The organism is Sphingopyxis sp. (assembly GCF_050725615.1).
GTDB lineage: Bacteria > Pseudomonadota > Alphaproteobacteria > Sphingomonadales > Sphingomonadaceae > Sphingopyxis.
This window is the reverse complement of record NZ_JBOHHU010000007.1, coordinates 1-23,756: the sequence shown is the minus strand read 5'-3', so window position 1 is coordinate 23,756 and position 23,756 is coordinate 1. Positions and strand designations below refer to the sequence as shown.

Here is a 23,756-nt window from a genome sequence, read left to right as displayed (position 1 = left end):
CGGATGATCGACTATTTCGATCGCGGCGCGCGCATGGCGCATGACAAGCCATGCATGATCGCGGGTGACAGCGCGCGGACCTATGCCGAGGTGTCGGCGCGTAGCCACGCCATCGCGCGCGCGCTGATCGCCGACGGTTTTGCGCCCGGCGCGCACGCCGCGGTGCTCAGCGGCAATGCGATGACCGCCTTTGAGGCCATTCTTGGCATCTTGCGCGCCGACGGCGTGTGGGTGATGGCGAACAACCGCGCGGCGGTGGGCGAAAATGCCTATCTGCTCGACCTGCTCGACGTCGATACCTTGTTCGTCCACAGCGAAATCGCCGACCGCATCGCGACCTTCCGCGCCGAATGTCCGAACATCCGCCGCTATGTCGCGCTCGACCGGCCCTTTGCCGAGGCCGATATCTTCCTTGAGGATATGCTGGATGCCTCGGACGAACCGGCGCCGCAGCGGCGCTCGGGGCATGAGGATGAGCTGGCCTTCCTCGGCAACACCGGCGGGACGACGGGGCGGCCGAAGGGTGTGATGCTGTCAAACCGCAACTGGCAGGCGCTGGTGTCGAGCCTCGTCGCGTCGATGCCGATGAAAGTACCGCCGGTGAATCTCGTCGCCGCGCCGATGACGCATGCCGCGGGGCCGCTCGCGCTCGCGAGCATGGCACTCGGCGGGACGGTGGTGGTGCTGCCGAAATTCGATCCGCCGGCGGTGGTCGACGCGATCGAGCGCCACCGCGTGACCTATATGTTCCTGCCGCCGACCGCGATCTACATGCTGCTCGCCGAGCCGGGCGTGCGGACCGCCGACCTCTCGAGCCTCGAATATATCAGCTACGCCGGGGCGCCGATGTCGCTCGACCGGCTGAAGGAAGCGATTGCCGTGCTCGGCCCGGTGATGAACGCCAGCTTCGGCCAGACCGAGGCGCCGATGTGCGTCACCGCGATGCCGCCGCACGAACATCTGAACGCCGATGGCGAGCTGGCGCATCCGGGGAGCTGCGGCCGTGCGAACCTGTTGTCGATCGTCGAGATCATGGACGAGGAGGGCAATATCCTGCCCCCCGGTGAGCGCGGCGAGATCGTCGTGCGCGGGCCGCTGGTGATGGCGGGATATTACAAGAATCCCGAGGCGACGGCCGAAGTTTCGGCGTTCGGTTGGCACCACACCGGCGATGTCGGGGTGCGCGACGAGGACGGCTGGTTCTACGTCGTCGACCGCAAGAAAGACATGATCATCTCCGGCGGGTTCAACATCTATCCCGCCGAGGTCGAACAGGCGATCCTTGCGCATCCCGATGTTCAGGATTGCGCGGTGATCGGTGTGCCCGACGACAAATGGGGCGAGGCGGTGGTCGCGGTGGTCGAGCCGCGTGCCGGGTCGACGATCGACGCTGATGCGTTGATGGCGGCGGCGCGCGAGGCGCTGGGACCGGTCAAGACGCCAAAGGCGATTGAGATCGTCGCCGCGTTGCCGCGCAGCAATGCGGGCAAGGTGCTGCGCGCCGAGTTGCGGCGTGACCGCTGGACCGCTGCGGGACGGGCGATCTGATGCGCGATGCCGTGATCCTCGGCGTCGGCATGACGCCCTTCGGGCGCCACCTCGACAAGAGCCATGAGCAGCTCACCCAATGGGCGGTGCGCGAGGCGCTGGCGGACAGCGGCGTGCCGGCGAGCGCGATCGACATGGCGCTCTATGCTAATGTCATCCAGGGCTTTTTTGCGGGCGAGATGTCGATCCCCGGCGAATATGCGCTGCGTCCGCTCGGCATTTCGGGGGCGCGCTCGCTGCATGTCGAGGCGGCGTGCGCCAGCTCGACGATGGGACTGCACGTCGCGGTCGATTATGTCCGCGCGGGGCTGGCCGAATGCGTGCTGATCGTCGGGGTCGAGAAGCTCTATTCGGACGACCGCGCCAAGAAATTTGCGGTGTTCCAGCAGCCGCGCGACCTGGTCGAGGCCGAGGCCTATCTTGCAAAGACCGCCGACCTGCTCGCGCCGGTGCCGCCGGGGGGCGAAAGCGAAAGCCCCAATATCCTGATGCAGGCCTATGCCGCGCAGGCGCGGCTGCACATCGCGACCTATGGCTCGACCCAGCGCCAGATCGCGGCGGTCGCGGCCAAGGATCACGGCCATTCGGTGCACAACCCGCTCAGCCAGTATCGCAAGGCCATGTCGGTCGACGAGGTGCTCGCGGCGCCGACGGTCGCCTGGCCGCTGACCAACCCGATGTGCGCGCCGATCAGCGACGGCGCGGCGGCGGCGATCGTGTGCAGCGCTGATTGGGCGAAGCGTTTCCCGGACGCCCGCGTGGTACGGGTGCTGGCGGCAGAATCGCAGACCGGCAGCGACCGCGCGCCCGACGATTATGCGAACCACGTCACCCGTCTTGTCGGGATGCGGGCCTATGAAAAGGCGGGCGTCGGTCCTAGCGACATCGACGTGGCCGAGGTGCATGACGCGAGTTCGATCGGCGAAATGATCCAGACCGAAGCGCTCGGCCTTTGTGCGGCGGGCGAAGCCGGAGTTGCGGCAGAACGCGGCGAGACCGCGCTTGGCGGGCGCATCCCGGTCAACGTCTCGGGCGGGCTCGTGTCGAAAGGGCATCCGCTCGGCGCCACCGGGCTGGGCCAGATTTTCGAGCTGGTCACCCATCTGCGTGGGCAAGCCGGCGCGCGGCAGGTCGAAGGCGCGCGCATCGCGATCGCGGAGAACAGCGGCGGCTTCTACGGCGTCGAGGACGGCATGTCGGCGGTGACGATTTTGGCGCGGGGGTAGGTGAACCGACCCATAGAATCCCGTTCGTGTCGAGCGAAGTCGAGACACGCTTGGAAGCGCTTACCTGCGGGGTGTCTCGACTTCGCTCGACACGAACGGAAATAGGGGGGCAAATCACCCCCCGAAGCAAAGCCTCAATCGGCGCTCGCGCCCGCTTCCGCAAACAACGCCGCAATCTCCGGCACCATGGCATGCGCGGTCATCTCCAACTGCAGCGGCGTCACCGACACCTTGTTGTCGAGCACCGCGTGCAAATCATTGCCATCGTCGTCGCCGCCGTCGGGAAAGCCGATCTTGATCCACCAGTAAGGGACGTGGCGCTCGTCGACGCGGCGGACCGGGCGGAAGCAGCCCGAGGGGCGCTGGCCCTGCGTCGTTGCGCGGATGCCGGTGACCTCGCCCACCGGGCAGTTGGGGAAGTTGACGTTGACGAACAGGCCGGGTTTCCAGTCGAGTTCGAGCAACTGCCTGATCACGATCGGCGCATATTTGCGCGCGGTGTCCCAGTGGATTTCGCTCTGGTAGCGGATGATCTGGCTGAGTGCGATCGCGGGGATGCCGAGCACAGCGCCCTCCATCGCCGCCGACGCGGTGCCCGAGTAAGTGATGTCTTCGGCCAGATTGGGGCCGCGGTTGACCCCCGACAGGATCAAATCGGGTTTCCTGTCGGTCATAAATTCATAGATGCCGAGCAGCGCGCAATCGGTGGGGGTGCCGCGCACCGCCCAATGGCGTTCGTCGCGCTGGACGACGCGCACCGGGTGGCTGATCGACATCGAATGGCCGGCGCCCGATCGTTCCTCATCGGGGGCGACGACCCAGACGTCGTCGCTGAACTGGCGCGCGATCTCTTCGAGCAGGACGATGCCGGGTGCGTCAATGCCGTCGTCGTTGACCACCAGGATGCGCGGATTTGCCGGCAGGCCCATATCGATATCCTTCCCCAATATTGCTTATGAGCGCCTCATAGCGGCAAGAAGGTTCATTGGTCAATATCGTCGAACGATTTTGCCCGATACTTATTGACATCGCCGCCGCCTTCGGTCACCTAGCGGACAAAGAAAACGACATTTAGGGGAAGAGGGTTGGCGAAGCTGCCTATCGACGATGCGCTCTATGTGAAGCCGCCGGCCTCGCCGTTGGTCGAGGCCACATTGGGGCTGGTGCAGGAACTGGTGCGCAACCGGTTGTCCGAATCGGGCCGGAATTGGAACGACTTCACCCTTGCCGGCGCCGACGACCTGCTGACCAGGGAGGATTTCGCGGCGATCGAGGCGCGGCTGCTGGCCAGCGGCCACCGCTTCGACTGGTCGGCGAGCATTTCGGTCGCCGAGCGGCCCGACGCCTATAAGGCCGCGGGCGACGATGCCGCGACCGACGCCGGTTTTGTCCATCCCGATGCGCCGAGCGGCGAGGCGGATGGCGAGGGGCGTGCGCTGCGCGGGGTTGGCGACAATGTCGTCCAGCATCCCCGGGACATGCAAGGCACCGCGCGCTATATCCGGTCCAACGAACGCGTGCTCGCCTATCTGACCGACGGCGTCCCGCCGGGCACGATCGCGGTGATCGACGACAGCGGCGGCACGCTGACCGCGCCAATCATCGAACAGTTCGCGGGAGTCATCTGCGCGGGCGGCACGGTGCGCTCGCACCTCGGCATCTTGACCCGCGAATATAATATTCCCTGTTTGATGAACGCCAAGATCGCCGGCATCCGCGAGGGCGACACGGTGGTGATCGAGGCGAGCGCGCCCGCAAAGACCACCGAGGATTATCAGGAGGGCGTCGAGCGTGTCGGCCGCGTCTGGCTGTTGGCGGGAGCGGACGCATGAACGACCGCGACCTCGCGCTGCACGGCGCCGCGATCAAGCGCCATGCACCCGCCAAGGCCATTGGCGAACTCGTCGGATTGTCGGAGGAGCGCACGACCGCGCTGCTGGCCGAAGCGGTCGCGACCGGCCGCGCGATCGAGGCGAAGGGGGCCTATGCGCTCACCCCGCTTGCGGGCGTCGCGCTGCAATCGCGCTATGGTCTGCATTTTCAGCATCTGCGCGACGATGCCGCTTTCCGCACCGCCTATGACGGGTTCGAGCGGATCAACCGGACGCTCAAGCAGATCATCACCGACTGGCAGACGCTCGACGTCGGCGGGCAGAAGGTCGCGAACGATCATCGCGACAAGGATTATGATGCGAAGATCGTCGATCGGCTTGGCGGGCTGCACGAACAGGCCGAACCGATATTGGCGGGGCTGGCGCGCGGGCTGCCGCGGCTGAAAATCTATGGCGACAAATTGCTCGCCGCGCTCGAGGCCGCCGAGGATGGCGACACCGAATGGGTCAGCGATATCCGCCGCGACAGCTATCACACCGTCTGGTTCGAACTGCACGAGGAATTGCTGCGCATCATGGGTACGGAGCGCGACGAATGAGCGGCTGGACGATCCGGCTCGACGGGTCGGAATTGCCGACCAAGGAAGCGGCGGGGGGCAAGGCCTGGTCGATCGCGCGGATGCGCGGGTTGGGGCTGCCGGTGCCGCCGGCGTTCGTGATCGGGACCAAGGCGTGTCTCGCCTATCTCGACAGCGGCGATTTTCCCGCAGGGCTGGTCGAGGAGATCGACGCGGGCCTCGCGTGGCTCGAAGGCGAGACCCGTCGTGGTTTCGGCGCCGGCGACAAGCGCCTGCTACTCTCGGTGCGCTCGGGCGCGGCGATTTCGATGCCCGGGATGATGGACACGGTGCTCAACCTCGGCGTCGACGATGCGGGGGAAGCGGCGCTGGCGAGCGAGACGGGGCTGCCCGGCTTTGCGCGTGATACGCATCGTCGTTTCCTCGAACTCTATGCGTCGATCGTATTGAAGGCGCCGGTCGAACTGGAAGCCGATGACGAACCCGCCGCCTGGCGTGGTGCGGTCGAGGCGGCGGGCGGCCCGGTGCCGGCCAGCGTGCGCGATCAGTTGCTCGCGACGGTGCGGGCGGTGTTCGAAAGCTGGAACACGCGGCGTGCGCGGCGTTACCGCGAGCATAATAATATCCCGCACGACCTCGGCACGGCGGTGACGATCCAGGCGATGGTGTTCGGCAATCTCGACGGCCGCAGCGGCACCGGCGTGCTGTTCAGCCGCAATCCGCTGACCGGCGAGAATCTGCCCTATGGCGAATATCTGCCGCGCGCGCAGGGCGAGGATGTCGTGTCGGGAAAATTCACGCCGCTGCCGTTGGAAGCGATGGCGGAGGCCGAGCCTGCGGCGCATGCCGCGCTGCTCGCCGCGAGTGACCGGCTCGAGCGCGAACATGGCGATGTGCAGGACATCGAATTCACCGTCCAGTCGGGCCAGCTGTACCTGCTGCAATCGCGCGCCGCGAAACGCGCGCCGGCGGCGGCGGTGCGCTTTGCCGTCGATATGGTCGCCGAAGGGCGCATCGATCCCGCGACTGCGCTGTCGCGGGTCAGCGCCGAGCAGGTCCGCACGCTCCTGTTGCCGCGCCTCAAGGATGGCGCGACCGATGGCGCCGCAGTGCTGGCGACGGGCGAGGGCGCCTGTCCCGGTGCGGCCGTGGGCGTGCTCGTCGCCGACGCCGATGAGGCCGAACGGCGTGCGGCGGCGGGCGAAGATGTGATCCTGGTGCGCAAGACGACCAGTCCCGACGATGTTCATGGCATGATCGCCGCGCGCGCGGTGGTCACCGAGCAGGGCGGGTCGACCTCGCACGCTGCGGTAGTCAGCCGCGCGCTCGGACGACCGTGCGTCGTCGGCGTCGGCGACGGCGCGGTGGCGAAGACGGGAACGGTGGTGACAGTCGATGGCGCGGCCGGGCTGGTCTATGCTGGCACGCTCGCGACCGAAGCGCCGAGCGAACGCGATGATGCGCATCTGCGCCAGTTGATCGACTGGGCGCGCGCGGCGAGCCCGGTGGCGGTGCTCGATTTTGCCCATGGCCCCGAGGGTTTCGACGTCGATCGCGCGCTCGCGGCGGGGGATGCCGAGGGGCTGGCCGATGCGATCGGCGGCGCGTCGGTGGTGCGCGGCCATGCGCTCGCGCAGGACGATATCGCCCGCATCGCGCGTGACGCGGGGGCGGTAACGATCGTCACCGAGCCGGTGCTGCCGGTGCTGCTGACGATGATGGGAGACGCGGCATGAGTTCGACGATCGAGGAAGTCCGCGCGCTGCTCGCCAGCTTTGCCGCCTCGCCCTGGCGCGACCTGCATGTCCGTTCGGGTGGCTGGTCCTTGTTCATGGCGAAGGCCGATGGCGGCCCCAATCCGATGCTGGCGCGCGCGGGGGCGGCGGTCGCCGCCGTCGTCGCGGCGCTGCGCGAGGTGACCGCGCCGCATCTTGGTATCTTCTCGGCGCGCGTGGCGCCGGGGACAGTGGTCGACGTCGGGACGGTGATCGGCCAGGTCGACAAGCTCGGCGAGCCGACCGATGTGGTCAGCGACGTCGCGGGCCGGATCGCCGCGATCCTGCCGCAGGATGGCGACCTGGTCGAATATGGCGCGCCGCTGGTGCGGATGGAAACGGCCTGAATCCTTTCGTCATTGCGAGCGCAGCGAAGCAATCCGGAGTGGCGTAAACCGCCCTGGATTGCTTCGCTGCGCTCGCAATGACGGGATATGGGGTGGGTGCTACCCCGCCGCCATCGCCCGCTTTTCGAGCAGCGCGACATAGGCGGGGAGCACCCCGGCAAAGGCCTGGAAGCGCGGGTCGGCGATGCGGCCGCTGTTGAACAGATAGGCGCCGACCGAGATGATCGCCGACACCTTCGCCTGTCCGAGCACCGCATAGCGCGCGACGTCGACCGCAGTGCGTCCGGTGCCCTGTTCCCATTCGGCGATCATCCGTTCGGGCGACCACCAGCCCGGCAGGTCGAAGCCAGCATCGGCGAGCGAGGCTTCGCCCTGGTCGTGGAACATCAGCACATAACCGAGGTCGAGCAGCGGCTCCGAAATCTGGGCCATTTCCCAGTCGAGCAGCGCGGTCAGTCTGCCGTCGTGCCACAGGCAATTGCCATGTTTGGGGTCGCCATGCACCGGCGTCGCCGGGCCGCTCGTCGCGGGCGGGCGTTTCGCCAGATCCTCGAGAATATCGACCAGCACCGGCATCGACTCCGCGCCGCGCGCGACGTCGAGCCAGTGCTGCGCTTCCTGCTGCACGGTGCGTTCGCCCGGCGGCATCGCCGAGGCGGGCATATTGTGCAGCGCGATCAGCGCGTCGAACCATTGGCGGCAGACGCTGTCGGCCCCCGCAACCGGATCGGCGGCGAGCCAGTCGGGCACCGCATATTCGAACGCGTCGCCCTTCACCTGACCCATCAGGAAAAATTCGTCGCCGATGACCGAAGGGTCGGTGCAGAGTTCGAGAACGGGCGGCAGCGGTACGCCCGGCGCCGCGCCCGCGACCGCCGACAGCACCGCATGCTGGCGCGCCATGTCATAGGGGGGCAACAGGCCCTCCTCCGACGGCGGCATGCGGAGCACTTCGCCGATGCCGTCGACCAGATAGGTCTCGTTCGAATGCCCCGCCGACAGCGTGGTCACCCCGGTGATTCCGGCGCCGCGCGGCAGATAGTCGCGGAGGCCCGCAGCGAGCAGGGCGGTGTCGCGCGCCACCCGATCAGACCAGCGAGTTCGCGGCGGTCAGACCCATTTCGGGGTGCGCGCCGTGGATGATGGTTTCCATGATGCCATAGCCGACCGCGTCGCCCTCGGTCACCTTGATCGGGCAATCGCGGAGCTGGCGGATGCGCTGCAGCGTCGGGACATCCATGGTGTCGGCGAAATATTCGCCTTCGATGGTCAGCGGGCCGTGCCACGATCCATGCTTGCGCCCGTCGAAGCCGAGATAGAGGCCGGGGCCGAGGTGGACGCCCGAGGTGCCGACGACCTCGACCTCGACGCTGTGGGTGCCGCCCTGCAGCATGTCGAAATGCACCGTGCCGCCGAGCAGGCGCCGGGTCTTGTCGTCGAAGCGCATTTCGGGGCGCACGCGCGCGACCTTTTCCTGCGTGCCGTCGGGCAGATTGCGATAGCCCGACGAGTAGAAGATGTGGCCCTGTTTCGACATATAATAGAAATGATAGCTGGTCCGCTCGCCGCTCGGGCTTTCGAGCATGAACGGGCTCCAGATCAGCACGAACTCGCCTTCGCCGAATTTGACGTCGCCGAAATCGGACGAGGGGCGGACGTCGGCATTATGCGCGCCGACGTCGAGCCGCGTGCCCCAGCTATGGTCGCGATATTCGGTCCATTCCTCGGGATTGATCTCGAAGCGCTCGCCCTCGATCTCGACCCAGCCCGACGGCACGCCGATCTGGTGATAACGCACGACGTCGGACCCGACACGAAAGCCGTCGCGTTCGCGCTGCTTGTGACGGTCCTCAAAAAAGGGCGGCATTTCGGCGGTGAAGACGATGTCATAGCTGATCGGCTGCGCGTCGTTCTTGGCGAGCGCGTAGCGGACCTTCTTCAGCGGTTCGATGATCTCATAGGTCAGCGGGCCGACCTGGGTGATCGACGGGTCGTCGCGCAGTTCGCGGTTGGCGCGCACCGTCCATTGTTCGCTGCCGCGCGATACCGCCGCCCAGCCGTCGAGCACGCCGCGATTATGATAGCGGCCAAGCCCGAAATCGATCCCCATCGTCCCGTCCTTGCGAACGATCGCCGACCAGATCTTCTCGGTCCAGCTCTGCTCCGAGGTCGCGACGGTCGAGAAAGTGTCGACGATCTGGTGGTTCAGCACCTCGTCGAGCGCGGTGATCATCCCGATGTCGCTCATCGCGTTACGGACATAGGGGGTGTTGGGATTGTAACCGGACATCTACGCGCTCTCCTGGATAAAATTAGGCTGCGGCCAGTTCGCTGACCTGCAGGATCGGGGTGACATTGGTGTAATTGGGAATATCGGCGAACAGCGCGTCGCCGCTCGCGGCGATCGCGGCGTCGAAATCCGCGCGCGAGGGGAAATGCATTTCGCTGACCGCCCAGAAAGGCGGCGGCGATCCGTCGAGGCCGGCGAGGCCGATCGTCGTGCGAATCGTCCGCAGGCCGTGCGGTGACAGCAGCGCTTCGGCGAGCGGTGCGTGCGCGGCGGTATAATAGCCCGCATCGAACCGGCTGCCCGGATCATTCGGATAAATGGCTGTGATGCACAGCATGCCAGACCTCTCCCGCGGCGCGCGATTCGTCGCGGCTCGTTGGGTGAAGGCCTAAACGTGTCGAACGATTTCGTCCAGTGATTTTAGCGGACGCGACAAGAGTGCATGGACGGTCGGTTGTCCAAAAATCCTAGATTTCCAAGGATGGGAAGGCGTGCGGGGGCAGTTCGTTGATCGTTTTTCGGGTGCCGTCGAAGTGTTTTTTGACGGCTTTGTCGGCGGAAACGGGGTCGTTTTCGACGATCGCCTTGGTGATCTTGGCATAGCCCGATGCGTGCAACATCCGCTGTCGTTCGGTCTGGATCGTCTCGACCTGGGCGCGGAACAGGTCGGTGCGGCTGAGCGGCATCGCACGCGCCAGTTCCATATTGCCGCCGATGTCGATCATCGCGTCATAGAACTGCCGGCGCCGATCGAGATAGAGACCGCGATTGCGTTCCTTGGTCGCGGCGTCGATGTTCGCGGCGGCGGCCAGCATCCGCTTGCGCTGCGCTTCGCTGCCGCAATTTTCGGCGGCGAGGCGCGCGCCGAGGCGGGCCAGCGGCTCCAGCGTGTCGAGCAGGTCGAGCACCGATTTGCGGTCGAGGGTGCTGATATAGGCGCCGCGAAAGCGATTGAGGGTGACGATGCCGGCGGCGGCCAGATGCTTGAGCGCCTCGCGCAGCGAACCCCGGCTGATCCCGAGTCTGCGCGTCAGATCGGGTTCGAGAAGATGCTGGCCGGGAACAAAAGAGCCCGACCGGATGCCCTGCAATATCGATTCCGACACCCGGTCGGCGGCGCTGGCGACCGATCCGTCGCTCGCCGTTTTTGCCTCCGCCACATCGTCCGCAGCCGCGCTTTTTTGCGCCGTTTTCATGCTCGTCGCCATCGTTGTTCCTGCCCCAGATTTCCCCTCATGTAGCCCAAGTCGCGCTGGTCGTCCATCTTCTGTCGCAAAAGCGTCTTACACTGTCATCACACGAAATCGTCGAACGATATTGACGGATGTCCGTCAATATGAAATGAACGGCGACGGATGGGGGTTCCTGTCCGTAATGGACTCGCAACAAAGCGGGCCACTTTGGGAAGGATCATACGCCATGAAATCCGCGCGTTTCGTCATATTGACAGGTTGCTCGCTCGCCATGCTCGGCGCGGCCACCGTGCCCGCTTTTGCGCAGGAGGCCACGCCGCAGGGGGCGGCGACCGACAGTTCGGCCGCCAACGATCCCGACATCATCATCGTCACCGCGAACAAGCGCGACCAGAATATTCTCGACGTCGGCCTGTCGATCACCGCCGAAAGCGGCGATGCACTGATCACGCGCGGGATCACCTCGCCGACCGACCTCGGCAAGATCGTCCCCGGCCTGACCGTCCAGCCCTCGCCGTTCAACACCCCGGTCTATACGCTGCGCGGGGTGGGTTTCTACGAAACGACGCTGTCGGCGGCGCCGACCGTCGCGGTCTATGTCGACGAAATCCAGCTGCCGTTCAGCGCCACCACCAAGGGCGCGGCCTTCGACGTCGAGCGCGTCGAAGTGCTCAAAGGTCCGCAAGGCACGCTCTTCGGTCAGAACACCACCGGCGGCGCGATCAACTATGTTGCGGCCAAGCCGACCGATACGTTCGAGGCGGGCGCCGATGCCAGCTTCGCGCGCTTCGCGACCTTCGATGTGCAGGGCTTCGTCAGCGGTCCGCTCAGCGACACGCTGAAGGCGCGTATTGCGCTGCGTACCGTCCAGGGCGGCGCTTGGCAGAAGAGCTTCACGCGCGACGACAAGCTGGGCAAGCAGGATCAGCTCCAGGGACGCATTCAACTGCTCTGGGAACCCAGCGACAATGTTCGCCTGCTGCTCAATGCCAATGGCTGGATGGACAAGGGCGACACCCAGGCGGCGCAGATTCAGAGCGATACCTGCGCGGTGACCCCGGCACCGACGTGCGGCAGCCCGGCCGGCATCGCCTTCGCCAACTATCCGCTCGCGCCGCAAAACGCCCGCGCCGCCGACTGGGGTTATGGCATCTATCGCAATGGCTTCAACGACTTCAACGCCTCGACCGATTACAGCCAGTTCGACTATAGCGAGCAGGGCCAGTTCGGGCGCCGGCCGAAGCGCGACGACCGCTTCTACCAGTTCAGCCTGCGTGCCGACATCGACCTCAGCGAGGTGCTGACGCTCACCTCGATCACCGCCTATTCGGATTACAAGACCGACTCGGTCCAGGATTTCGACGGCACCGTCCTGGCGTCGGTCGATACCAATACGAGCGGTTATATCCGCGACTTCTCGCAGGAGTTGCGGCTCGCCGCGACGCTCGATCGCGCCAACATCATCATCGGCGGCAATTACAACAAGGCGTCGACCTTCGATCGGCTGTTCTATAATTTCAGCCAGGGACCCTCGTCCGACCCGCTGTTCACGATTCCCAATTCGCCGCAGGGCCAGCTGACCTTCAACTATTCGGATCAGGATATCGAGGCCTACGCCTTCTTCGGCAATGTCGAATTCAAGCTGACCGACAGCCTGACCCTGATCGGCGGTGCGCGCTACACGAAGACCAACCGCGACTTCCAAGGCTGCACCAACGACTATCAGGGCGGCACCGCGACCTGGTGGAACGCGCTCTTCGGCACCAATGTTCAGCCGGGAGGGTGCCTCACGCTCGATCCGGCCCTGACGCCGTACAACCCGGCGGTGTTCGACAAGCTCAACGAGGACAATCTGTCGTGGAACGTCGGCGTCAACTACCAGACGCCGGGCGACACGCTGTTTTACGGCCGGGTCAGCCGGGGTTACAAGTCGGGCAGTTTCCCGACCGCCTCGGTGGCCAGCGGACTCGGCTATACGCCGGTGACGCAGGAATCGGTGACAGCCTATGAGGTCGGCATCAAGGCGCCGATTGCCGACCGCAAGCTCGAACTGACCGCCGCCGCCTTCTACTACGACTATCAGGACAAGCAGCTGCGCGGCCGCCTGCCCGATCCCGTCTTCGGGACGCTCGACGGCCTGGTGCAGATTCCCAAGAGCCGTGTGCAGGGTATCGAAATGTCCCTGCTTGCCCGACCGGTCGATGGCCTCCGGATCAGCATCGGCGGCACCTATGTCGATACCAAGATCCAGCGCTTCATCGGGTTCCAGCCCGACGCGACGACCGCCGATTTCAAGGGGCAGCGCTTTCCGTTCGCGCCGAAGCTGACCGCGATCGCCGACGCCGAATATGAATTCCCGGTCGGATCCTCGGTCGACGCCTATCTGGGCGTGTCGATGACGCATAACAGCAAGACGTCGTCGACGCTGGCGAACAGCGACACCGCGACGATCAACCGCGACGCGCGGTTCGACATGCGCAGCTATACGTTGATCGACCTGCGCGCGGGGATCAACATTCCCGACAGCAAGGTCCGCGCCGGGGTGTTCATCCGCAACGTCGGCAACACCTATTACTGGACCAATGTGCAGGACACTCTGGCGTCGGTCTCCCGCTTCGCCGGCATGCCACGCACTTATGGGGTCCAGGTCAGCTGGCGCTATTGATCGCGACAACAGTAACCTTGTCCGTTTGACGGAATCGTTCTACGATAAGCCAAACATAAGGCTGCCCAATATCGCCCGCACGGTGCTGCCGTGCGGGCGATGCACCACCCGAATGGAGAGAGTGATGGCCACCCTGTTAGCGAATGACGCCGCGAATCCGCATCGGGCGGGGGGCAATGCGCCGCCGATCGTCGAACGCATCCCGCCGATTCCGTCCCGGAAAAAGGCGCATGGCCCGCTCACCGCCTATCGGCTGCGCCGCTTCTACGCGATGCTGGCGCTGGTGTTCGCCGCCGGGGTCGCGCCGATCCTGCTCGGGATGAGTGCGCAATGGAAGGCGTTCGGGCTCGGGCTGCTCTTTCCGGGGGCTGGGTTCCTGTACGCCGGGAGCGCGCTCAGCATCGCGTTGGCGGTCGCGTCGTTCGCCGCCTTTGCGGTGATCATGTTCATCTGGTGGGCGCGCGGGGTTATCCTCGGCCCGCCCGGCGTGCTGATCGGCACGGCACTGCTGTCGGCGGCGTGGATCGAGGGCGGCACCGGCGTCGCGTGGATGGAGCCGGCGATCCCCGCCGCGGTCGCCGCGCTGCATCTCTATTTCGCGGCCAAGCGCCGCTCGACTTTTGCCATCCAGCAAGCGCGCGGGGCAAAGCTGAATGCCGAAATCACCCAGGTCGCGCCGATCCTGCGCGATCATCCGGTCACCGCAGCGCCCGAAATGCCCGCAAGCCAGATCAAGGAGTTCCGCCGCATGCTCGACCTGGCGCTGCAGCCGGTCGACAGCTGGGATGGCTTTTCGACGGACGATACCTGGCAGGACGGCGCGCTGCGCTATCAGATCTGCACCATGTCGTGGAACCTCGCGCTCGGCCAATATACCCAGCTTCCTGCGTTTCACGGCTATCTCAACACCGCGCAGGAAAATCTGATCCGCAAGCATATCGACCGCAAGACGTGGAATTATTGGTATTGGGAAAGCCTGTGGGGCAATCTGAAGCCCGACAAGAACCCGGTGCATATCGACAATATCATGCTCACCGGCTTCCTCGGCGTCAGCCTCGGCCTGTTCGAGACCGCGAGCGGCACCTCGCCGTTCAAGGACGAGGGCGCGCTGACCTTCCGCTGGGACGAGAAGACCGCATTTCCGTACAGCCATGCGACGATGCTCGAAGAGGTGGTGAAAAACTACAAGCGCTATGACCTCGGCTGGTTCCCGTGCGAGCCCAAATGGGTCTATTCGATGTGCAACCTTGTCGGCCGCACCTCGCTTGCGCTCCATGATGCCCGCCACGGCACCGATTATGTCGGCGAGATCAGCGACCGTTTCGACCATACGATGCACGAGGAAATGATGATGGCCGACGGCCGCATCAAGGTCTGCACCTCGACCCCCTTCGGTTTCCAGGTGCCCAGCCTGTCGGGGCTGTTCGGCGAAACCTGGGGCATCCGTTTTATGACCCCCTATGCGCCCGACCAGGCCGAACGGCTGTGGCAGGTGCTGAAGCAGGACTTCATCCGGGTCACCGACGACGGCATGCTCGATTTCAAGCTGCTGCCGCTCGGCTGGGACACCCGCAAGCCGGCCGATTTCTCGAAATGGCCCGAACTCAACCCGCTGATCATGGTGCTGTGGTCGTCGCTCGAAATGGGGGACGAGGAGGTTATCGCGGCGACGCGGCGGACGATCGATGCGCGCTATGGCGAAGGCATCGCGGACTCGATGACGTGGAGCGGTCGCAACACGGTGCGCGACATGGTGACCAAGGGGCTGCCCGACGCCTGGGCGACGGGGCCGATCCTCGCCGACGCCCAATATCCAGAAGCGATCGTCGCGCGCGCGGTGACCGACGGCACGGCGCTCAATCTCGTGCTCCATCCGGGCGAGGGGCCGTGCCGCACCAAGCTTGGTTTTGCGCGGCTCGTTCCGGGGAAGATCTATCGCCTGAAACAGGTCGATACGCTGATCGTCGCGGGTGCCGACGGCACCGCGCGCGCGACCGTCGGCCTCAACGGGCGTACCGAACTCGATCTGGTCCCGGTGGGCTAGGCGATGGTCTGCTGCCTCATCGCCGCCTTTCTTGTCGCCCAGTTCGTGGCGATGGTGCGGCGCTGGGGCATCTTCTGGGGCGTGGTGCAGCCGCGGGCGCATGAAGACGACGACACGATCTATCGGCGGATCAAGACATGGTTTGCGCGGCCGCTGGTTCGGCGCACCGCCTTCGCGCTCGCGGCGGTCGAACTCGTCCTGCTCGGCGGCTGGACCTATGTCGAACATGGCGCACATCTCTATCGCATCGCCGACCAGGCGGTCGGCAGCCTGCGCGGCCAGACGGTGATCTATGCCGGCCTTTGCTCGCCCGACAGTAAGGAGGCCGGGGTGCGCATCGTCATCGCCGCCGCCGATCGCGACGCCGCGCACGCGCTGCGTCTGAACTGAGCACGCGATGCCGACCAAGGACTTCGCCGACAAAGTCGCCATCGTCACCGGCGGCACTCGCGGGATCGGGCGGACGCTCGCGGGCATGTTGCTCGATCGCGGTGCGCGCGTCGTCGTCGTCGGACGCGATGCGGCAAACCTCGACGAAGCGCTGGCCGGTCTCGCCGGACGCGGCGTCGCCGATGCGGCCGGCTGCCTCGGCGACATCGCATCGGCCAGCACCGCGCAGGCGGCCGTCGATGTCGCGATCGCCCGTTTCGGCCGGCTCGATATCCTGGCCAATATCGCCGGCTGGTTTCCGACCGCCACCGTCGAGGACACGACCGACGCGCAATATGCCGAGACGATCGCGGCGAACCTGACCGGCACCTTCATGTTCTGCCGCGCCGCCTTGCCGCAACTTCGCAAGCAAGCGGGCGGGGCGATCGTCAATATGTCGTCGACCGCCGCGCGCTTCGGAACCCCCGGTCTCGCGGCCTATGGCGCGAGCAAGGCGGCGGTCGAGGGGCTGACGCGCGCGCTGGCGGTCGAGGCCGCGCCCGACGTGCGGGTCAATGCGGTGTCGGCGGGGCCGACGCTGACCGACACGGTCCGCGCGCTCGTCGAATCGGATACGACCGGCGCCGTCAAGGCGGTGACCCAGTCGCTGCCGCTGCAACGCATGGCCGAGCCCGAAGAAATCGCCGAGGCGGTGCTGTTCCTGGCATCGGACCGCGCCAGCATCATCACCGGGCAGGTGCTGCACGCCAATGCCGGTGGCATCATGGCCTGACAATCCGCCGTCGGCATGGCGCAGTCACCGGAAAACGCGTTGCATTGCGAAATTGACTGACTCGCCGGGCCGCAATATGGTAGGACGAAATCGTTCAAATCTATTTGAACGAAGCGACATGGGGATATCCGTGCGCGAAGGGAGAGGAGCGAGGAAACATGCTGGTTTCACGCGATATTGCGGCCCGGGCTGACCAGATGATCGCGTCTTGCGGTCTCGACAGCCTGTCGATCTTTTTTTGGCCCAGTCGGCGGCTGCGACCAACCTGACCTATTTGTTCCATCATGGCGTGTCCGACGAAGCGCAGCATGCCTATAAGGACGGCCGGGTGTTCGAGGAGGATCCCTTCACGCAGGTCATCGATCGCACCGACCGCTGCGGCCGCATGATCCGCTGGGGCGAGGACCGGCTTGACCGCGTGGCCGATCGCGCGACCGAATATCGCCAGTTCATCAACTGCCATTCGGTCGATGTCGTCGGCGCGTGGGTGCAACAGGTCCTGCCCGACTTCTACCTGTTGATCGGCGCGCATTGCCATCCGGCCGGGCATCGCAAGTCGGACGTCGCGCAAGGCCTGCTGGAGCAGGAAAGCGCCGCGATCTCGCAGATGGTGGTGAGCCAGTTGTTCGAGGAGATATTGGCCGGCGCGGGCGGGCGCGGCACGTTGCAGGCGGCGCTCGACGATGGCGGTCCCAGTGCCGATGCTACCGCCGCCAAACTGTCGTCGCGCGAGTTGCAGATCGCGCAGCTGATCGGCGCGGGGAAGCAGAACAAGCAGGTCGCCTATATCGCCGGCATCTCCGAATTCACGGTCGAGAATCATCTGCGGCGCATCTATCGCAAGCTCAATGTCCACAATCGCGCCGCGATGACTGCCAAGATTTTCGGCGGCCATTGAAGGCAATAGCGGGTTTCCGTCACTGGCGGGCCACCGCCCTGCTTTCTACTCCCATCTTATGATGGGCGCCGCCGTTGACGGCGCCGACGACGGGATGGGTGATGATGAAGGCAATGGTCCTCGACGGCGGCACGCTCGCCTTGGCCGATATCGCCGAGCCGGTGCCGGGCGCCGGGCAATTGCTGACGCGGCCGCTCGTCTGCGGCGTGTGCGGCAGCGATCTGCACGCCAAGGATCATAGCGATCACCTTTGCGATCTGCTCCACCGCGCGGGCTTTCGCGGCTTCATGGACCCGGCGAAGCCGGTGGTGATGGGGCATGAATATTGCTGCGAAGTGTTGGAGGCGGGCGGCGGTTTTGCGCGCGGCCAGCGCGTCGTCGCGCAGCCCTTCATCGCCGGGCCCGACGGCGTCGAACTGATCGGTTATTCGAACCGCTTCAACGGCGCCTTCGCCGAACAGATGCTGCTCCAGGCCGACGCTGCCTTCGCCGTCCCCGATCATGTCGCAACCGATATCGCGGCGCTGACCGAACCTTTGTCGGTCGCGGTCCATGCGGTGGCCGAAAGCGGTGCCGACAAGGATTGCGCCTTTGCCGTCTTCGGTTGCGGACCGGTCGGACTGTTCGTCATCACCCGGCTGAAGGCGCTGGGCTATGGTCCGATCCTTGCGGTCGAGCCCAATGCAGCGCGGCGCGACATGGCGGCGCGCATGGGCGCCGATATCGTCATCGCGCCGGGAGACAAAGGGATCGAAAGCTGGTTCGACGCTCTCGGCCTGCCGCTCGGCCTGTCCGACGCGATGGCGCAGGCGCCCGAGCTCAAGAAACGCGAGCGGGCGGTGCTGTTCGACTGCGTCGGCAAGCCCGGCATGTTGATGGCGATCGGGGCGTCGGCGCCGATCGGCGCGACGATCACCGTCGTCGGCACCTGCATGGAAAGCGACGCGATCGAACCCGCCTTCTTCCTGCAAAAGGCGCTGCAACTGCGCTTTGTCTTTGCCTATTCGCCCGCCGATTTCGCCGATGCCTTCGCGATGATTTCGGCGAACCCCGATGCCCTTGCGCCGATGGTGACCGGGTCGGTCGGCCTCGCCGACGTCGCCCGCGCCTTCGCGTCGCTATCGGGCGGCGGATCCGACATCAAACTGATGGTGAGGCCGACATGAAAGCCCTGACCCAAGAGGATATGACCGCCTATCTGGCGGCGCGCTTCCCCGACTGGCGCAACGTGACGATCGACGGCCTGCACCGGCTGCCGCTCGGCGCCTCGCGCGAGACCTATCGTTTCGACCTGAGCTATGAGGATGGCGAAGGCGCCCACAGCGACCGCCTGATCCTGCGCCGCGATCCCCCGGTCAGCAACGTCGATAGCGACCGCAACCATGAATATAGCGCGTATCGCGCGATCCATGGCCATGGCATCGCGGTGCCGCGGATGATCCTGCTCGAGGAGGACCCCGGCCCGATGGGCGGCGCGATCTCGATCGCCGAGGATCTGCGCGGCTATCACAACAGCGAATATCAGCTGCAGGAACCCGCCTGGCAGGACAAGCTGCCCCATATCGCCGAGCAGATGTGGGGCACGATGGGACGGCTCGCGGCGGTGCCGGTCGAAGATCTCGACCTCGATTTCATGGTTCCGGCGACGCCCGAGACGACCGCGATGCAGGAACTCGACTTCTGGGAAGCGACGCTCGACAAGAATGACGTCGGCCCCGAACCGATCACCCGCGCCGCGATCCGCTGGCTGCGCCGCAATCCGCCACCGCCGGCGCAGAAGCTGGCGATGGTCCATGGCGATTTCCGCGCCGGCAACTTCCTCTACGACGACGATGGCAATCTGATCGCGGTACTCGACTGGGAAATGGCGCATCGCGGCGACCCCCTCGAGGATCTGGCGTGGAGCCTCGCGCGCGTCTTTTCCTTTGGCAAGGATGATCGGCGCAGCGGTATCGCGCCGCGCGAAGAGGCGATCCGTATCTGGGAAGCCGCCAGCGGCCTGACCGCCGATCCGGCCGCTCTTCACTGGTGGGAACTCCTCAACTGCGTGAAGGGGCAGGGCATCTGGAACAGCTGTGCCCACGCGTGGACCACGACGAGCGGCGAGCGCGAGGTGATCCACGCCTATGCCGCTTGGTGGCTGCGCAACGCGCAGGACCGCGCGATCCTCGAACTGATGGGGCATTTATGAAACCGCCCATTCCCGTTGCCGCCACCGATCTGGCCGCGCGGTTGCGCAGCGAGATCGTTCCCGAACTCACCGGTTTTCGCGCCAATAATGTCGCGATGGGATCGGCGATGATCGACATGATCGCCGAGGAATTCGATCGGGCGGCGGCACGGCTGTTCGAGGAGAATGAAGCGGTGCGCGGGCTGCTGGCGCGCGGCGCGGCGTTGGTCGACGGCATGGATGCACCCTGTGCCCCGGCGAAGCTCGACCTCCGCGTCTCGGCGCTCGAAACCGAAAACGACCGTCTGCGCGCTGCGCTGATCGGCCTCCACGCGGGGCTCGAAGCCCGCGATGATGCCGACTCCCGGGCGCTCGACGGCGACATTTGGCGCGAGCTCGCGCAATCGGTCGAACGGCGCCGCGTCGCGTCGGCCAATTTCTGACGACCATGCGGGATAAGGAGTGAGCGCAATGAAAGGCATCGCGGGCAAGGCGTGCATCGTCACCGGCGGTTCGGCGGGCATCGGCCTCGCGATCGTGCGGCGGTTGCTCGATGAGGGCGCGCAAGTCCTGTTTTGCGGGCAGAGCGAAGCCAATGGCGCGACGGCGCTGGCGCAGCTCGATCACCCCGACGCCCATTTCCAGCGCGCCGACGTCGGCGACGAGAAGGATGTCGAGGCGCTGGTCGCGGCGGCGGTCGACCGGTTCGGCGGGCTCGACGTGCTGGTGAACAATGCGGCCAAGGCGGCGATCGACCTGATCCCCGATCACAGCACCGAGGATTGGCGTCGTAGCACGGCGGTCAATCTCGACTCGGTCTTTTTCGCTTGCCGCGCCGCGATCCCGCATCTGCGCGCGCGCGGCGGCGGCTCGATCATCAACATCGCGTCGATCTCGGGCCTCGGCGGCGAGGGCGCCTATCCCTCCTACAGCGCGCAAAAGGGGGCGGTGATCAATTTGACGCGCGCGATGGCGGTCTATCACGCGCGCGAGAATATCCGCATCAACGCGCTCTGCCCCGGTTTTGTCGAAACCCCCGCCACCGACGCGTTCAAGGCGCTGCCCGACCTGCTCGAACGCTGGTTCGAGGGCATCCCGGCGCAGCGGCCCGCCCAGCCCGAAGAGATGGCGGGCATCGTCGCCTTTCTCGCCTCCGACGACGCCAGTTACATGCACGGTTCGATCCTGGTCGCCGACGGCGGCGTAACCGCCGGATCGGGACAGCCGACGCAGGTGCCGCTCGGGTGACCGCTGGCCCGATCGCCGTCGTCGAGGCTTTGGTGGCGGCGTTCAATCGGCGCGACGGCGCGGCGATTGCCGGTCTGCTCGCCGAGGGCGTCGTCTGCGCCGGCATCCCGCTCGACCCCGCGCATGGCCGCGCCGCGACGATGGAGATGCTCGCGCCCTTCCTCGCGGCGGAGGAGATCGACTGGCGGATTCTGGCGATCGCCGCGAACGGCGCGACGATTTTCACCGAACGCGACGATCGGTTCCGCTTTGCGGGCAAAGACTGGACCTCGGTTCGCGCCGCGGGGATTTTCGAGATCGATGGTGAGGGTCGTATCGCCGCATGGCGCGACTATTTCGACCTTGCCGAGCTTGAACGCGCGATGCCCTGACGTCAGGGGATCAGCACAGCCTTGACGCATTCACCGCGATGCTGCGCCGCGATCGCCTCGTTGATCGCGGCGAGCGGGAAAATGGTGATCAGCCGGTCGAAGGGAAAGCGCCCCTCGCGGTGCAGCGCGATCAGCTCGGGGATGAAGCCTTGCTGATCGCTGTCGCCCTCAATGATGCCGATGACGCGGTGGCCAAAGGTGATCATGGCGGCGATATTGACCGACAGCATGTCCTCGGGCCGCGGGGGCACCCCGACGAGCCCGAGCATCCCGCGACTGCCGAGCGCGGCGAGGCCGGCGGCGATGGCGGTGTCGCGGCCGCTCGTCTCCAGTCCGAAATCGACGCCTTCGGGCAGCAGCGCGCGGATCGCCTCGGCGACGTCGCCCGTGCCGGGATCGAGGACATCGGTCGCGCCGAGTTCGACCGCGAGATCGCGCCGCGACGCCATCGGTTCGACGACGATGATGCGCGCGCAGTCGCGGATTTTGGCGGCCATCACCCCGGCGAGGCCCACCGGCCCCGCGCCGAAGATGACGATCGTGCTGCCCGCGCCGCAGTCGAGCGAACGCATCACCGCGCCCGCGCCGGTCTGCAGCCCGCAGGCGAGCGGGCCGAGCGTCGCGAGGTCGAGCCCGGCCGGGTCGATCTTCACGACGTTGCGCGCCGGCGTGAGGGCGTGGCTAGCGAAGGAGGATTGGCCGAAGAAATGCGAGGCGACCGGCTGCCCGTCCTTCGCCAGTGCGGTGCTGCCGTCGGGCCGCGCCCCGGCATAGTTGAGCGCGGGAAAGGACCGGCAATAGGAGGGCAGATTCTCGTCGCAGCGCGCGCAATGACCGCAACTGCTGAAACCGATGATCACCGCATCGCCGGGCGCGACGCTCGTCACCGCCGAACCGGTCGCGCGGACGATCCCCGCTCCCTCGTGCCCGAACACCATCGGGAACGGCACCGGCGCGAAGCCGTCGCGGAATACAAGGTCGGTGTGGCAGAGGCCGACGCCGGCGATCTCAACGAGTACCTCGTCGGCCTGCGGTTCGCCGATGGTCAGCGTGTCGATGGCGAAATCGGCGCCGGGGGCGGAAATGACGGCGGCTTGGACGTCCATGGTCTGCACTCCGATATCAGGCGGCGGTATAGCCGCCGTCGGCGATGAATTCCGATCCGGTGATGAAGGCGGCGGCATCGCTGGCGAGGAAGGCGATCAGCGGTGCGATGTCGGTCGCCTCGCCCAGCCGCCCCATCGGGATCAACGTCGTCCATGCGGCGAGCGCGGCTTCGGGGGTGAGCGGATGGCCGTCGGCATCGGTCGGCGGTTCCCAGCTTGCGCCGAGATTGGTCGCCACCGGACCCGGCAGCACGGTGTTGACGCGGATGCCGGTGCCGGCGAGTTCGATCGCGACCGCCTTGCTCAGGGCGCGCACCGCCCCCTTGGTCGCGCTATAGGCGGCGAATTGCGCCCCGCCGACCTTGCCATAGACCGAGGAGATGTTGACGATCGACGTGGTGGGCGCCCCCGCCGCGACGGTCGCGCGCATCAGCGGCAGCGCGCCGCGCATGCCCACATAGATGCCCTCGACATTGATCGCCATCTGACGCCGCAGCACCTCGATCCCGGCGTCGGCAAAGGGTTTCGACACCATGATGCCGGCGTTGTTGACGAGGATGTCGAGCCGGCCGAACGCCGCGTCGACCTGTCCGAAGACCGCGTGCCACGCCTCTTCGGAGGTGACATCATGCGTCGCGGTCAGCACGTCGCCGCCCAGTTCGGCGGCAAAGGCGGCCAGCCCGTCGGCGTCGATGTCGGTGAGCAGCAGCCGCGCGCCGAGTGCATGGAACAGGGTCGCGGTCTGGCGTCCGATGCCTGATGCGGCGCCGGTGATGACGGCGACTTTGCCGGCCAGGTTCAAAATCGCGGTCATATGTCGATCCTAGATGTTCGATCGCGCGTGGCGTTCGGTCCCGGCCAGCGCGGGCAGGAAGGGCAGGGCGCGGTCGCAATAGACTTCGATGGCGGGCTGCAGCCCGCTCGGGTCGTCGAGCGTCCCTGCCTTGATCAGCACCATGCCCGGCATCGGTGCGATCGTCGAGAGGATCGGCGAGCCGCAGGCCGGGCAAAAGACGCGGGCGACGGTCCGCCCGCTGTCGCTGCTGTCGTCGAAGATCCGGGTTTCGCCGTCGAGAACGAAATCACTGTCGGGCACCGCCGCCACGATCCCGAAGGCGCTGCCCGACTGTCGCTGACAGTTCCGGCAATGGCAGATGGCGGTGAGGAGGGGAGAACCGCCAAAGCTGTATCGGACCCGGCCGCACAGGCAGCCGCCGGTGGTGCGTTCGGATGCCTGCTCGTCTGTCGTCATGTCCATCCGTCGCTGCAGGGAATGGCGGCCGGCGGCGCCGAAGCGCCACCG

The 23,756-nt window shown here is 66.1% G+C and carries 24 protein-coding genes; 16 read left to right on the top strand and 8 right to left on the bottom strand.

Annotated elements, in window-relative coordinates; translation table 11 throughout:
- Nucleotides 1-3 precede the first annotated feature (3 nt).
- The gene (locus tag ACREB7_RS02860; protein ID WP_431590824.1) at nucleotides 4-1,548 is read left to right on the top strand and encodes a class I adenylate-forming enzyme family protein; all 1,545 of its coding nucleotides are present in this window, start codon (nucleotides 4-6) and stop codon (nucleotides 1,546-1,548) included.
- Nucleotides 1,548-2,774, top strand: coding sequence for a thiolase family protein (locus tag ACREB7_RS02855; RefSeq protein WP_431590777.1), 1,227 nt, complete (start codon nucleotides 1,548-1,550; stop codon nucleotides 2,772-2,774). The genes ACREB7_RS02860 and ACREB7_RS02855 overlap by 1 nt, the downstream gene beginning before the upstream one ends.
- Before the next feature lie 134 nt (nucleotides 2,775-2,908).
- On the opposite strand, the gene surE is transcribed toward ACREB7_RS02855, so the two are convergent.
- Complete coding sequence (gene surE, locus ACREB7_RS02850; RefSeq protein ID WP_431590776.1) at nucleotides 2,909-3,703, bottom strand: 5'/3'-nucleotidase SurE; 795 nt, start codon at nucleotides 3,701-3,703, stop codon at nucleotides 2,909-2,911.
- Nucleotides 3,704-3,859: 156 nt separating this feature from the next.
- Between surE and ACREB7_RS02845 the strand changes: the two genes are divergently transcribed.
- From ACREB7_RS02845 to ACREB7_RS02830, 4 genes are read left to right on the top strand one after another with little or no spacing between them, the layout of a single operon-like run.
- Nucleotides 3,860-4,606, top strand: coding sequence for a PEP-utilizing enzyme (locus ACREB7_RS02845; protein ID WP_431590775.1), 747 nt, complete (start codon nucleotides 3,860-3,862; stop codon nucleotides 4,604-4,606).
- On the top strand, nucleotides 4,603-5,205 hold the full coding sequence (locus ACREB7_RS02840) for a hypothetical protein (protein ID WP_431590774.1): 603 nt from the start codon (nucleotides 4,603-4,605) through the stop codon (nucleotides 5,203-5,205). The genes ACREB7_RS02845 and ACREB7_RS02840 overlap by 4 nt, the downstream gene beginning before the upstream one ends.
- Complete coding sequence (locus tag ACREB7_RS02835) at nucleotides 5,202-6,920, top strand: pyruvate, phosphate dikinase (RefSeq protein ID WP_431590773.1); 1,719 nt, start codon at nucleotides 5,202-5,204, stop codon at nucleotides 6,918-6,920. Before ACREB7_RS02840 ends, ACREB7_RS02835 begins: the two co-directional genes overlap by 4 nt.
- Nucleotides 6,917-7,306, top strand: coding sequence for a biotin/lipoyl-containing protein (locus tag ACREB7_RS02830; protein ID WP_431590772.1), 390 nt, complete (start codon nucleotides 6,917-6,919; stop codon nucleotides 7,304-7,306). The genes ACREB7_RS02835 and ACREB7_RS02830 overlap by 4 nt, the downstream gene beginning before the upstream one ends.
- A gap of 99 nt (nucleotides 7,307-7,405) precedes the next feature.
- On the opposite strand, the gene ACREB7_RS02825 is transcribed toward ACREB7_RS02830, so the two are convergent.
- The 4 genes from ACREB7_RS02825 to ACREB7_RS02810 form a co-directional block, all read right to left on the bottom strand.
- Nucleotides 7,406-8,389: a phosphotransferase family protein gene (locus ACREB7_RS02825; protein ID WP_431590771.1), complete on the bottom strand. Its 984-nt coding sequence runs from the start codon at nucleotides 8,387-8,389 to the stop codon at nucleotides 7,406-7,408.
- A 4-nt stretch (nucleotides 8,390-8,393) separates the two neighbouring features.
- Nucleotides 8,394-9,596 carry a hypothetical protein gene (locus ACREB7_RS02820; protein WP_431590770.1) on the bottom strand — a complete coding sequence of 401 codons (1,203 nt, stop codon included), beginning with the start codon at nucleotides 9,594-9,596 and terminating at the stop codon, nucleotides 8,394-8,396.
- A 22-nt stretch (nucleotides 9,597-9,618) separates the two neighbouring features.
- Complete coding sequence (locus ACREB7_RS02815; protein ID WP_431590769.1) at nucleotides 9,619-9,933, bottom strand: EthD family reductase; 315 nt, start codon at nucleotides 9,931-9,933, stop codon at nucleotides 9,619-9,621.
- Between the two features lie 130 nt (nucleotides 9,934-10,063).
- Complete coding sequence (locus tag ACREB7_RS02810; protein WP_431590768.1) at nucleotides 10,064-10,792, bottom strand: GntR family transcriptional regulator; 729 nt, start codon at nucleotides 10,790-10,792, stop codon at nucleotides 10,064-10,066.
- A 223-nt stretch (nucleotides 10,793-11,015) separates the two neighbouring features.
- Here ACREB7_RS02810 and ACREB7_RS02805 point away from each other — a divergent pair, with 223 nt between their 5' ends.
- The 10 genes from ACREB7_RS02805 to ACREB7_RS02760 all read left to right on the top strand — a co-directional run bounded on the left by ACREB7_RS02805 (nucleotide 11,016) and on the right by ACREB7_RS02760 (nucleotide 21,347).
- On the top strand, nucleotides 11,016-13,454 hold the full coding sequence (locus ACREB7_RS02805; RefSeq protein WP_431590767.1) for a TonB-dependent receptor: 2,439 nt from the start codon (nucleotides 11,016-11,018) through the stop codon (nucleotides 13,452-13,454).
- Nucleotides 13,455-13,578: 124 nt separating this feature from the next.
- Nucleotides 13,579-15,498 (top strand): hypothetical protein, encoded by a 1,920-nt coding sequence (locus ACREB7_RS02800; RefSeq protein ID WP_431590766.1) that lies wholly within the window; start codon nucleotides 13,579-13,581, stop codon nucleotides 15,496-15,498.
- Between the two features lie 3 nt (nucleotides 15,499-15,501).
- Nucleotides 15,502-15,888 carry a hypothetical protein gene (locus tag ACREB7_RS02795; RefSeq protein ID WP_431590765.1) on the top strand — a complete coding sequence of 129 codons (387 nt, stop codon included), beginning with the start codon at nucleotides 15,502-15,504 and terminating at the stop codon, nucleotides 15,886-15,888.
- A gap of 7 nt (nucleotides 15,889-15,895) precedes the next feature.
- Nucleotides 15,896-16,660, top strand: a complete 765-nt coding sequence (locus ACREB7_RS02790) for an SDR family NAD(P)-dependent oxidoreductase (RefSeq protein WP_431590764.1) — start codon at nucleotides 15,896-15,898, stop codon at nucleotides 16,658-16,660.
- Nucleotides 16,661-16,898: 238 nt separating this feature from the next.
- Nucleotides 16,899-17,558 (top strand): response regulator transcription factor, encoded by a 660-nt coding sequence (locus ACREB7_RS02785; protein WP_431590763.1) that lies wholly within the window; start codon nucleotides 16,899-16,901, stop codon nucleotides 17,556-17,558.
- Nucleotides 17,559-17,662: 104 nt separating this feature from the next.
- Entirely contained in the window at nucleotides 17,663-18,724 is a 1,062-nt protein-coding gene (locus ACREB7_RS02780; protein WP_431590762.1) for a zinc-binding dehydrogenase, read from the top strand.
- Nucleotides 18,721-19,749, top strand: coding sequence for a phosphotransferase family protein (locus ACREB7_RS02775; protein ID WP_431590761.1), 1,029 nt, complete (start codon nucleotides 18,721-18,723; stop codon nucleotides 19,747-19,749). Before ACREB7_RS02780 ends, ACREB7_RS02775 begins: the two co-directional genes overlap by 4 nt.
- Nucleotides 19,746-20,171 carry a hypothetical protein gene (locus ACREB7_RS02770; RefSeq protein ID WP_431590760.1) on the top strand — a complete coding sequence of 142 codons (426 nt, stop codon included), beginning with the start codon at nucleotides 19,746-19,748 and terminating at the stop codon, nucleotides 20,169-20,171. Before ACREB7_RS02775 ends, ACREB7_RS02770 begins: the two co-directional genes overlap by 4 nt.
- 28 nt (nucleotides 20,172-20,199) lie before the next feature.
- Nucleotides 20,200-20,976 (top strand): SDR family NAD(P)-dependent oxidoreductase, encoded by a 777-nt coding sequence (locus tag ACREB7_RS02765; RefSeq protein ID WP_431590759.1) that lies wholly within the window; start codon nucleotides 20,200-20,202, stop codon nucleotides 20,974-20,976.
- Nucleotides 20,973-21,347: a limonene-1,2-epoxide hydrolase family protein gene (locus ACREB7_RS02760; protein ID WP_431590758.1), complete on the top strand. Its 375-nt coding sequence runs from the start codon at nucleotides 20,973-20,975 to the stop codon at nucleotides 21,345-21,347. The genes ACREB7_RS02765 and ACREB7_RS02760 overlap by 4 nt, the downstream gene beginning before the upstream one ends.
- A gap of 2 nt (nucleotides 21,348-21,349) precedes the next feature.
- Here the strand turns inward: ACREB7_RS02760 and ACREB7_RS02755 are convergent, their stop codons facing one another.
- The 3 genes from ACREB7_RS02755 to ACREB7_RS02745 all read right to left on the bottom strand — a co-directional run.
- Nucleotides 21,350-22,453, bottom strand: coding sequence for an NAD(P)-dependent alcohol dehydrogenase (locus tag ACREB7_RS02755; protein WP_431590757.1), 1,104 nt, complete (start codon nucleotides 22,451-22,453; stop codon nucleotides 21,350-21,352).
- A gap of 16 nt (nucleotides 22,454-22,469) precedes the next feature.
- The gene (locus tag ACREB7_RS02750) at nucleotides 22,470-23,267 is read right to left on the bottom strand and encodes an SDR family NAD(P)-dependent oxidoreductase (protein ID WP_431590756.1); all 798 of its coding nucleotides are present in this window, start codon (nucleotides 23,265-23,267) and stop codon (nucleotides 22,470-22,472) included.
- 9 nt (nucleotides 23,268-23,276) lie between these two features.
- Nucleotides 23,277-23,756: GFA family protein (locus tag ACREB7_RS02745; RefSeq protein ID WP_431590755.1), on the bottom strand; the 480-nt coding region annotated here is incomplete at its 5' end.